Source organism: Lysinibacillus sp. 2017 (assembly GCF_003073375.1).
Taxonomy (GTDB): domain Bacteria; phylum Bacillota; class Bacilli; order Bacillales_A; family Planococcaceae; genus Solibacillus.
Genome location: NZ_CP029002.1, coordinates 2,494,721 through 2,507,033 on the forward strand (window position 1 = coordinate 2,494,721; position 12,313 = coordinate 2,507,033).

Annotated in this window: 9 protein-coding genes; all 9 read right to left on the reverse strand. The window is 37.3% G+C overall.

Annotated elements, in window-relative coordinates; all coding sequences use genetic code 11:
- Positions 1-11 precede the first annotated feature (11 nt).
- Positions 12-2,645 carry a DNA mismatch repair protein MutS gene (gene mutS / locus DCE79_RS12190; protein WP_108713310.1) on the reverse strand — a complete coding sequence of 878 codons (2,634 nt, stop codon included), beginning with the start codon at positions 2,643-2,645 and terminating at the stop codon, positions 12-14.
- Positions 2,646-2,787: 142 nt separating this feature from the next.
- Entirely contained in the window at positions 2,788-3,378 is a 591-nt protein-coding gene (cotE, locus tag DCE79_RS12195) for an outer spore coat protein CotE (RefSeq protein WP_108713311.1), read from the reverse strand.
- Between the two features lie 111 nt (positions 3,379-3,489).
- Entirely contained in the window at positions 3,490-5,676 is a 2,187-nt protein-coding gene (locus tag DCE79_RS12200; RefSeq protein WP_108713312.1) for a bifunctional diguanylate cyclase/phosphodiesterase, read from the reverse strand.
- 144 nt (positions 5,677-5,820) lie between these two features.
- Positions 5,821-6,255, reverse strand: coding sequence for a YlbF/YmcA family competence regulator (locus DCE79_RS12205; protein WP_108713313.1), 435 nt, complete (start codon positions 6,253-6,255; stop codon positions 5,821-5,823).
- A gap of 14 nt (positions 6,256-6,269) precedes the next feature.
- The gene (miaB, locus tag DCE79_RS12210) at positions 6,270-7,787 is read right to left on the reverse strand and encodes a tRNA (N6-isopentenyl adenosine(37)-C2)-methylthiotransferase MiaB (RefSeq protein WP_108713314.1); all 1,518 of its coding nucleotides are present in this window, start codon (positions 7,785-7,787) and stop codon (positions 6,270-6,272) included.
- A gap of 69 nt (positions 7,788-7,856) precedes the next feature.
- Entirely contained in the window at positions 7,857-8,201 is a 345-nt protein-coding gene (locus DCE79_RS12215; protein WP_108713315.1) for a hypothetical protein, read from the reverse strand.
- A gap of 116 nt (positions 8,202-8,317) precedes the next feature.
- On the reverse strand, positions 8,318-10,147 hold the full coding sequence (gene lepA, locus DCE79_RS12220) for a translation elongation factor 4 (protein WP_108713316.1): 1,830 nt from the start codon (positions 10,145-10,147) through the stop codon (positions 8,318-8,320).
- A gap of 269 nt (positions 10,148-10,416) precedes the next feature.
- The gene (gene spoIIP / locus DCE79_RS12225) at positions 10,417-11,229 is read right to left on the reverse strand and encodes a stage II sporulation protein P (protein WP_108713317.1); all 813 of its coding nucleotides are present in this window, start codon (positions 11,227-11,229) and stop codon (positions 10,417-10,419) included.
- A gap of 44 nt (positions 11,230-11,273) precedes the next feature.
- The gene (gpr, locus tag DCE79_RS12230; RefSeq protein WP_108713318.1) at positions 11,274-12,305 is read right to left on the reverse strand and encodes a GPR endopeptidase; all 1,032 of its coding nucleotides are present in this window, start codon (positions 12,303-12,305) and stop codon (positions 11,274-11,276) included.
- Positions 12,306-12,313: the final 8 nt, after the last annotated feature.

Consider the following 12,313-nt stretch of genomic DNA (forward strand, 5'->3'; position numbering starts at 1 on the left):
GGCATTCCTCCTTATTTACTTGCTAATAGTTTATGTTGTAACTCATAAAGCATGGTCATTGCCTGCATTGGTGTTGTGCCCATAACATTTAATTTTGAAATAGCTGCCAAAACTTCTTGTTCCTCTTTTGAAATAGCAGGGCCTTCTTGAATTTGGAACAACGATAATTGTAATTCTTCTTCAGCAACAGTCGGCTGAATAACCACTTTTTCTGGTTCTGGTTCTGGTTTTAGCACTTCAACTGGTACTGTTGGCATTTTCTCTTGTTTCATATCGCTTGCTTCAAATTGCTCTAACAACACACGTGCACGATTTAATATCGCTTGAGGCATGTCTGCAAGTTCTGCCACATGCACGCCGTAACTTTTATCGGCCGCGCCTTTTTTTACTTTATGCAAGAATACGACTCGCCCATCTTGCTCCGTTGCACTAACATGAACATTTTGCAAGCGGTCTAGTTCGTTTTCTAAATCCGTTAACTCATGATAATGCGTTGAAAATAATGTATTGGCGCCAATTTCTTCATGAATATATTCCATCATTGCTTGCGCTAAGCTCATTCCATCATATGTTGATGTCCCACGACCAATTTCATCGAAAAGCATTAAACTATTTTTTGTCGCATGGGTAATCGCATGTTGTGATTCTAACATTTCAACCATAAATGTTGATTGTCCTGCTGCTAAATCATCTGCTGCTCCGATTCGTGTGAAAATTTGATCAGTAATCGGTAATAAGGCTTCTTGTGCTGGAACATAACAACCCATTTGTGCGAGTACTACGATTAATGCCACTTGACGCATATACGTACTTTTACCCGACATATTCGGACCTGTAATCAGCATCATGTTTTTATCATCCATTAATACGCAGTCATTCGGTACATAGCTTTGCTTATTCAGCATTTTTTCTACAACCGGGTGGCGGCCTTCAATGATTTTTAACGCGCGGCCTTCATGGAATACTGGTTTTGTAAAACGATATTTATCCGTTACAGCAGCAAAGCTCATCAATACATCCAGTTCACTAATTTGAGCTGCTAATGCTTGTACACGCGGAATATAAGTTTTTAATTCATCACGTAATGCGACAAATAAATTATATTCTAGCGCTAAACTTTGCTCTTCCGCATTTAAAATAAGCGCTTCTTTTTCTTTTAACTCTTCTGTGATATAACGCTCGGCATTGGCTAATGTTTGCTTCCGTTCGAAACGCGCTAAATCCGTATTGCCTAAGTGAGATTTCGTAATTTCAATATAGTAGCCAAATACACGGTTATAGCCGATTTTCAAGTTTTTAATGCCTGTTAATTCGCGCTCTTTTTGCTCAAGTTGGGCAATCCAATCCTTGCCGTGACGGGATGCATCACGATATTGATCAAGCTGGTCGTTGTAGCCATCGCGAATCACATCGCCTTCCTTAATGGAAATTGGTGGATGATCGGTAATGGCATTGGCTAATAGTTGTTCGACATCTGCACATAAATCTAAGTCTCGCCCCAGTGCAACACATTTTTCACGGCCACTTTCGATTAGTTTCTCTTTAATGGACGGTACTTGGCGTAATGATTCACGTAGTTGTGCTAAATCACGACCACCTACTGAACCAAAGGCAACACGTCCTGCTAAACGTTCTAAATCATAGACACTTTTTAAAAGCTGTGTTAATTCGTCACGTAAGAAAAATTCCTCGATTAACTCTGTAACAACGCTTTGACGTGCTTCAATTGCCTGTTTGTTTGCTAATGGTTGATGCATCCATTGCTTTAGCTTACGTCCACCCATCGCAGTAACCGTTTCATCTAGTAACCAAAGTAATGTACCTTTCGCATCCCCACCACGAATCGATTGAATTAGCTCTAAATTACGTTTGGAGTTTGTATCAATGCGTAAGTAACTGTTTGCTTCTGAATACGTAAATGCTTGAATATGGGATAGTGAACGCATTTGTGTGCGCTCAACATATTGTAATAAACGTTTGGCAACACCTTGCAGGACACTTGGAATGTCTGTTACATATTTCGCTGCACGTTGTTCATTCATTTCTTCTTTTTCTAATGACAGCACGATTCCACTATTTTCTGCAAAGTCGGCCATTAAAAGTTGTAACTGCTCTGTTAAGATGACTTCTTTAATCGCATAGGCATTTAATTGTTGAACCAATTCCTTGGCGCTTCCTTCTAAAATGGATGTGTGTGCTTCACCAGTTGATACATCTAAATAGGCAAACGCAATCTCATTATTTGAAAGACTTTCTGCCGCTGCGATGAAATGATTGGTTTTTCCGTCGAGTGCTTTTCCTTCTGTAATCGTACCTGGCGTAATGACTTGTACGACTTCGCGCTTCACAACGCCTTTTGCATTCTTCGGATCTTCTGTTTGTTCACAAACGGCTACTTTATAGCCTTTTGCAACGAGTGTTTCAATATAGCCCTGCGCCGCATGATGTGGCACACCACACATGGGAATCGGATTGTCCGTACTCCCTCCACGCGCTGTTAACGTAATTTCTAAAAGCTGTGATGCTTTAATGGCATCATCAAAAAAGAGCTCATAAAAATCTCCTAAACGGTAAAATAAAAACGCATCTTGATAATCTTGTTTAACGAGCATGTACTGCTGCATCATTGGTGTATATGTAGTCATTCGAACTTCCCTCATTTGCTAAAACTTGTACTTGCTATTATACCACTAGCCACAAGAAATTCCTCACTTGCAAAACCAATCTCAAAACGATTTTTTGAAAATAAAAAGGCTCAAGCTTTTTATCGCTTGAGCATAAGATCGATTATTCAAAAGATGAAGAATCAAACTGCTGTGCCGCTGAACTTGACGATGACGAACTAGAAGATGAACTAGAGCTAGAGGAACTAGAAGAACTTGATGCATTAATAGAACTTTCATCATCATATGTCCAATCTTCTTCATAATCTGATGGATGCACATTTATAACAACTGTCGTTTCTCCAATAATTTCAGCTAAGAATTCCCTTTCAATTGTCACCTGGAATTTATCGCCTTGCTTCGTAATGATGGCTTCAATACAATTTGGTTGTTGCAACACACGAATCTTAACATCATCTGAATCACCCGTATCACCATCTCGGAATGATAGCTTTATACGATCTTTATACGAAATCGTTTCCGTAAATACCGCCGTTTTCGAATGATTATTGTACGCATACCAAACATTTACATCAAATTTCCCAGATACATCAACATATTTACCAACTCGTTTTGCTTGATGATGATGATTAATAACCCAACAGCCGAGAATACTTGTCGGCGCATTCGGTGGACTTAGCGTTTCTTTACATTCGGTACGTTTTTTTCCTTTCGCAATCACTGCTTTTGTTACAATTTGGCGCAAACGCTTCACCGAACATCTCCCCTTTCTTCAACTACTCGAACTAGTGTATGCGGCAGTTGCCTAAAGGGTGATGTGAAATTTGAAAAAGCAACTACTCAAAAAGAATAGCTGCTTCATGTGTTATATATTTAACTTTTGATCCTCTAATAACTGATCAATGTCTTCTAACTTCATTGGTTTGTAATAGTAATAACCCTGACCTATGTCACAACCAAGGCGCTTCAATTCAAGATGTTGTTCTTCTGTTTCAATTCCTTCTGCAACCGACTCCATATTTAAGTCGTTTGAAAGCTGAATTATCGTTTTAATGACTGCATTCATGCGCGGGTCTGCTAAATTGTCGACAAAGCTTTTATCAATCTTAATTTCTTCAAATGGTAGCTGTTGTAAATAGCTTAGCGAAGAATAACCGACTCCGAAATCATCAATAGATGTTGCAATGCCGTATTCATTTAGTTCGTTAATAATTCGCTTTGCTCGCATGACATTTTCTAGTTCAATACTCTCTGTAATTTCGAATTTAATATATTGCGGATCAATCCCGTACTGTTCGATCAACTTGATTGAACCTTCGACAAATGAGGGATTATAAAAATGACTTGGTGAAATATTTACTGATACTTGATACATTTTAAATCCAGTTTCTAAACGTTGCTTTTGCCACTGCAGTACTTTTCGGAAAATATCACGGTCGATTTTATAAATATTCCCGGTATTTTCGGCAACAGGGATAAATTGTGCTGGTGAAACGAATCCTAAATCAGCTGAAATCCAACGAGCCAATGCTTCAAAACTCTTAATTTTTCCGGTTTCAATATTGACTTTCGGCTGTAGCATTGGGAAAAATTCAGCATTTTTTAGCCCGTGGGGAATATGCGCCAATACATTCATTTCGCGCTCAACAGATTCAATTAGTCCTTCTTCAAATCGTTTCACAACCGTACCTGTGGCTTTTATAGCACTTGATAATGCCGTATCAGCTTGTCGAATTGCTTCGTTTAAGGTTATTGTTTCACAAAAACCTGAGGTCCCAACCTTTAACGTAACGTATACTTCTTTATTATCAATGAAATATGGCTCAAACAATATTCCTTCCCGTTCTTGTTGTGAAATTTTTATTTCCTTCATTCCCAAACGTGAAGCGACAATTATCGATGAGTTCGTATAACGTGCAAGTATCGAATCTTCAAATGTACGGACATTCTGAAGTCGACTGGCTAATTGGCGTAAAATTTCATCGCCGCCTTGACGGCCGTATATATCAACAATCTTTTGGTATTCACCTGGCTCAATAATATATAAATAGCCTTCACAACCGTGTTCAATTAAAGCATTCATCGTATTTTTAAATTGTTCTAAATTATTTAATCCTGTTGATACATCTTGATATGCTAATAATCGAATGGCGTTTTTTTGTTCAAAATACTTCAATGCTAAGGTAACAATCGGTGCAATGCGATTTAAAAACTTGAAGTCAACTTCTTGCGGTTCTGCTTCTTGTTCAAAATACATTGTAAATAAACCAATCACTTCGCCTTCCGTATTTAAAATTGGCTGGCTCCATAAAGATTGCAAATTAAATTTATCAATTAACTGTTTATATTTTTTACTTAAATTCGAACTTTGAATATCTCGTACAATCACTGGTTTTTTTACAAGATGCTGTCTTTCTTCACGGACATCTAATATATGTAAATTTTTATCTATCGTAATTAATTCATCAGCAAATTCTCCGTAGTATTTTACGGAATGATTACTTTTATTGTGTATTACAATCGAACAATGGCATTTTTTCCCGAATGTCGTTTCTACATTTGAACAAATATTTCCTAAAACTTCGTCAATAGATTCTCCATTTTCTAAGCTAAAATACACATCACGCTCTAATTCAATTAAGGATTCTACGTTGATCGACTCGGTAACATCTTTCATTATAAGCACGCTATATTGGAGTTCACCATTTAGGTTGCGCACTGGTAAATTACTTACCTCATTCCAAAAAGCCGAACCGTCTTTTCGGTAATGGAAAGAAGATGTTTTAAATGTTAAGCCATTTTCAATACTTTCTTGTATTGCCTGTTCATTTAATAAATCTGTTAACGGTCCGTATAATGTTGATAATGTATTACCCATTAAATCTAACTCGCTGTATTCAGTCAAACGAGTAAAGATGTGATTTGCGAAATTAATTGTATATCCTTTTTTCGGATCAATGATTAATATAGCCGTGTCAACTTGTCGTGCCATTTGACATAACCAAAAATACATTTCATCATCGCTATGTCGTTGATTACCAAATTCGTTCATACACCTTATCCTTCCTAATTTCTTACACTAATTAAAAAGTATAACAAAAAATTACACTTATTGCGACTAAAAACCTACAAAAAATGTAATATGATGTAAAAAAAAGCCCTCTACCTAGAAGTAGAGAGCTGTTTTAAAAAAATATTATGAGCAAGAACCTGGAACGCTATTACGTATTTTTGATCCTGTTTCACCCTTTAATAAATCGCCTTCAGTTGATACGATTACTTCATTTGTTACGTTATTGGCGATGGCATTTGATACTAATTGTAATAATGTATTTACTTCAAATTGTGATTGTTTGAATTGCTGTACGACTGGAAGAGAATCAATTTCCTCTTCAATCCCTGTAATTTTGCCTTCAATCATTTTTAATGCTTTTTCTTTCCCTAAGTGCTGAAAGTTTACCGCTTGCTTTTGAAGTGTTTTTAATGATGCAATTTTTTCACGGACAAATTGATTTTCGTTAATTTGTTCTTCTGCTTTTTTGAAAAACTCTACTTCTTCCGTGTTAGCAATCATATGTGCAATTTCTTTTGCCTTTTCGACGATTTCGTCTTTAGAATATAATTTTGTCATGTTACGAATTCCACCTATTCTTTAATTTCTTCAACAAACTCTCCCATAAGCGAGTATGATTTTGCTTCTAAAATCTTTACTTGAACAAGCTTTCCAATGTATTTTGGATCCGCTTTAAAGTTTACAAGACGGTTTTTACGCGTATAGCCAGCTAAAACATCATCTCGTCTTTTACTGCTGCCTTCAACTAAAACTTCTACTATTTGACCTTCTAAATCTTTTAAAGCTTTTGCAGAAAATTCCCCTACCACTGTATTTAAACGTTGTAAGCGGTCTTTCTTTTCTTCTTCAGTTACGTTGTCGATCATTTTCGCAGCCGGTGTACCTTCACGTGGCGAATAGATGTAGGTAAACGCCATATCAAAGCCTACTTGGCGATAAAGATCAAGCGTTTCCTGGAATTGTGCTTCCGTTTCATTCGGATAACCAACGATAATATCAGTTGTTAACGTTACTCCTGGAATAGCTACTTTGATCTTATCAACTAATTGTAAAAAGTGCTCACGCGTATATTTACGCGCCATAATTTTTAAAATTTCATTTGAGCCAGATTGTACTGGTAAATGAATATGATCTACTAAGTTGCCACCTTTTGCTAACACTTCGATTAAATAATCATCGAAGTCTCGTGGATGACTTGTTGTGAAACGAATTCGTGGAATATCAATTTTACGTAATTCATCCATTAAGTCACCTAAACGGTACTCAATATCTTCGAAGTCTTTGCCATATGCATTAACATTTTGACCAAGTAGCATAATTTCCTTATACCCTTGTGCGGCTAAATCGCGTACTTCTTGGATGATTTCTTCTGGACGGCGAGAACGCTCTTTACCACGTGTATAAGGAACGATACAGTAGGTACAGAATTTATCACAGCCATACATAATGTTCACCCATGCTTTAATCGAGCCAATCCGCTTTTTCGGAAGGTTTTCGATGACATCGCCTTCTTTTGACCAAACTTCTACGACCATTTCTTTCGACATATAGGCGTCATGTAAAATGTTTGGTAAACGGTGAATATTATGTGTACCGAACACCATATCAACATGCTGGTACTGTTTTAAAATTTTGTTAACTACGGATTCTTCTTGCGACATACATCCACAAACGCCGATTAACATCTCTGGATTTTTTCGTTTATATTTTAACAAGAAGCCTAACTCACCGAATACTTTGTTCTCTGCGTTTTCACGAATTGCACATGTGTTTAATAGCACTACATCTGCTTCTTCGATCATTTCTGTCGGTGTATAGCCAAGCTGCATGAAAATACCAGCCATTACTTCTGTGTCGTGTTCGTTCATTTGGCAGCCATATGTACGAATGTAAAACTTACGATCTGTACCCATTCTTAAATACTTTTCATCTATATCAAAATCTTTATGATATTTAACTTCTTCTTTACCACGTTTTTTCGCGTCTTTTAACGAAGGAGCCGTAAATACTTTTTCGAAATATTTACTATAGTCTTTTTCTTCTTTTGGTTGTTTAATCTGCTGACTAGCTAGTCGTTGTTCTTCATTCATCGACTGTTGCCCCTCTCAATCCTTTTACTCATTTCATCATTATAGCGAATAGTCATACGTTCCGACAAGCTAGTCGATGAAATGTTTATAGCTTTCTTTGTCATTTATGCGCAAAATTGTAAGAAATGTGACACTTAATTGAATGACTTGTGTCCAATTCATTTCATATTTTGCTTCAAAATGGTGTTTTGGTAGCTTGATTACATCTTGAAATAAAGTTTTTGCATCGAGCTGACCTTGCTCTAAATATGCTAAAAATGCCAAAAATAATTTATGGTCTTCTAGCTTCACTGCTTTATTTTCTAATAATGCATCAACAAGGTCCGTTGGAGAATTAGCCCGTTCTAATAGTTTTTCAAGCTGACGTTCTAATTTTTCATTTTTAAATTGTAAAAAGTTTAAAATGTCCGACATAAAATCACGCCTCATTTTAAATTAGATTTCATTTCCTTCTTACTTTAGCAAATTGTTACCTATTTCTCACCTAAAAAGTAAAAGGCAGAAAGATTGCTCTTTCTGCCTTAAAAAATTTACTTCGGATCGTCCATTTTCAGTACCGCCATGAAGGCTTCTTGAGGTACTTCTACTGAACCAACTTGTTTCATACGTTTTTTACCGGCCTTTTGCTTTTCAAGTAATTTACGTTTACGTGAAATGTCACCACCGTAACATTTTGCAAGAACGTTTTTACCCATTGATTTAATCGTAGAACGGGCAATAATTTTTTGACCAACTGCTGCTTGAATTGGTACTTCGAATTGTTGACGAGGAATTAATTCTTTTAATTTCTCTACAATTATTTTTCCGCGCTCATAAGCAAAGTCTCTGTGCACGATGAAACTTAATGCATCGACTTGCTCGCCGTTTAATAAAATATCCATTTTATTTAATTTAGATGGTTGGTAGCCAATTAACTCATAGTCAAATGACGCGTAACCTTTTGTATTTGATTTTAAGAAGTCAAAGAAATCATACACAATTTCTGCTAACGGCATTTCATAAACGATTTTTACACGCGTAGAATCGATATAATCCATACCAGAGAAGTTACCACGTTTCTTTTGGCAAAGCTCCATAACTGCACCTACGTAATCGTTTGGTACCATGATTGTTGCTTTTACATATGGTTCTTCAATTTTATCAACTTTTTGTGGGTCTGGCATCATTGATGGGTTGTCCACTTTTAAAATAGTGCCATCTGTTTTCGTTACTTCATAAATTACAGAAGGAGCTGTTGTAATTAAATCAATATTAAACTCACGCTCGATACGCTCTTGGATGATCTCCATGTGTAAAAGTCCTAAGAATCCACAACGGAAACCGAAGCCTAATGCTTGAGATGTTTCGGCCTCGTATTGTAGTGCTGAGTCGTTTAATTCTAACTTTTCTAATGCTTCACGTAAGTCATTGTAGCGCGCTGTATCGATTGGATAAAGACCGCAGTATACCATTGGGTTTAACTTACGGTACCCTTCTAACGCCTCTGTGGCACCATTAGGACCAGCATATGTTACCGTATCCCCTACACGTGTATCGCCCACATTTTTAATTGATGCGGTTAAGTAACCTACGTCACCAACTGTTAATTCTTTTTGAGGAATTGCTTTTGGTGTATGGATACCTACTTCGATTACTTCAAATTCGGCACCTGTGGCCATCATTTTAATCGTGTCGCCAGCTTTTACAGTACCGTTAACGATACGAATCGAGATGATTACCCCTTTATAGGCATCGTAGACAGAGTCGAAAATTAACGCTTGTAACGGCGCATCTGGATCGCCTTGTGGAGCTGGTACTTTTTCTACAATTTGCTCTAAAATCTCTTCAATTCCAATACCAGCTTTAGCCGAAGCAAGTACCGCTTCAGAAGCATCAAGACCGATAACATCTTCTATTTCTCCGCGTACACGCTCAGGATCTGCTGCGGGTAAATCGATTTTATTGATAACTGGTAAGATTTCTAAATCATTATCTATTGCTAAATAAACATTGGCTAATGTTTGTGCTTCAATACCTTGTGCTGCATCGACTACTAAAATTGCACCTTCACATGCAGCTAATGAACGAGATACTTCATACGTGAAATCGACGTGTCCTGGTGTGTCGATTAAGTGGAATGTGTAAACTTCCCCGTCTTTAGCATTGTATTTTAATTGAACAGCATTTAATTTAATCGTGATTCCGCGCTCACGTTCTAAATCCATTGAGTCTAATAATTGAGCCTTCATTTCACGTTGTGTCACGGATTTCGTTGTTTCTAATAAGCGGTCTGCTAATGTTGATTTCCCGTGGTCGATATGTGCGATAATCGAGAAATTTCGGATGTTTTCTTGGCGTTTTAAGCGTTCTTCTCGGTTCATGTATTTGTCCTCTCCTAATTAGAAAAAACACCGTATCTCCATTTACGTGCGAGATGGTGTCACTACGTATGTAGATCTTTATCCACTTACTTTTCTACTAAAATATAGCCTCTGTGCGCAATTACCAATGAAGTAAAGGTTCACAAGAGGCATTCTGTAATTTAAATTATACTATGAACTTACGCGAAACTACAACAGCCAACGCCAAACGAGCTAAATCAAATTTTCTTTCGCACCATTTAAAAGTGCTATATTAGACAAAAAATTGCTTAAACGGTGATCTCCATAAACGCTTTTCGAATCGCTTGCGCTAAAATTGCCATCGTACGCTCTATTTCTTCTTTTGTATTATCAATACCGCCCAGTTCAATCAACACCATCTTTGGCGATAAATCCTGATTGTACACTCCATTTACGCCTTCCCCTTCTTTTTTAATAACGCCACGTGAAATACCAGGCATCATACGATTTAATTGTTCACTAAGCGCAGTTGCATAAGTTAAATTCGCTTCATATCCTGCATGCTTTGCACCTACAACAAAGGCAATTTTCGCAAAACGCTCGCCGTTACTTTCCAGTGTTGTCACTTTACTCGTTGCTGAATCCCGATGAAAGTCAATAACTAAATCATAGTTTTCACCGCTTAATTTTGTCGCTAATACTGGACGCATAACACCATAGGCCTGATACATTTTTGCACCAGTGCTCTTTAATTCAGTCATCACATCAAAATCAACGACACTTGATGTAATTTGATTGAGCTGAAAATAGTGTTGCATCATTTGCTGCATCGAATAAATATTTGTCTGATCATCGTATACCTCTTGTAAACCTTTTGATTGCGCAACGACAGGCTTATACGATTCATGGGAATGCGTATAGAGCATTAATACATGAAAAGGCACATTCGTTTGAATCAAAGGTTGCTGCGTAGATAAAACTTGTGATGCGGCATACACAACATGAGCCGGTTCTTTTGGTTTTTCAGAAAACTCATTGTTCGGAAAAGGTAGTTGCCCAATTGCGATTGGCAATGTAAATAAAAATAAGAACAGTAAGCTAAAGCGTTTCAATTTTTGCATGCATAACACCCTTTCTCCACTACGATATGGAGAGAGGAATAAAATTAGAACGTGCTTCTAGCATTTTTTATCCAATCGAATAAACTTTCACTTAATAGATAGGCAAATTGACTTAACCAAAAATCCACTTCTTTTGGCGTAACAATTAGTCGCTCTGGGTGCGTATTAAATACTTCCTCGAACAATTGGCGTCGATCTTCGGTTGTCCATGTTACCCACTCCCCAAAGATGGGTTCAATTGTCGTTAAATCCACTTCTTCTCTCGTAGGTGTCCAGTTTGATACTGAAAGTTTACTCGATGGTTTCCCTTTTTCTCCGATTTTTGCAGCAATTGATCGAAACACAACATCGATAGCATCCGCAATTAATATTGGTGCTTCAACAACAGTCGGGATTCCGATTGCAGTAACAGGAACATTTAATGCTTCTTTAGAAATTTCCTTTCGCTGATTTCCAACTCCTGCTCCAGGATGAATGCCTGTATCCGTTAATTGAATCGTTCGACATAATCGTGCACTGCCACTCGTTGCCAGCGCATCTATGACGATGACAAGGGACGGCTTGATTCTTTCGGTTAACGCCTGTACATATTCACTTGTTTCAAAGCCTGTTTGTCCTGTAACACCAGGTGCATACAAAATAAACTCGGGTCCTTCAAGTTCTGATTGCATTTTATGCATCGCATCAATGGTGTAAGGACCGATTGCATCTGGTGTAATCGTTTTGTTTCCCAGTCCGATGACTAAAACTTTTGATTGTGTCGTCAAAGAAATATTTTTATGCAGTTCATGTAAATATTTTAGCAACGTTTCTTTCATTTGGGAAAAGCCTTGTTTATCTTCAATCGTTAAGGTAGGTAGCGATAATGTAATATACGTACCTTGTTTTTTTCCTATCTTCTCCTCTCCTACAGCATTTACTACTACTTTCGTAACTTTCACTCGGTTTTGTTGCATTTCTTCCATCTGAACGCCACGTTCACTATGAAGCTTTTCCTTTTGCTCCTTTGTTTGATGGAGAACAACTTCTTTTGTTTCATCGATTAAATCCGTATAATTCCACTCAATTTTCTTCACGAAAACAC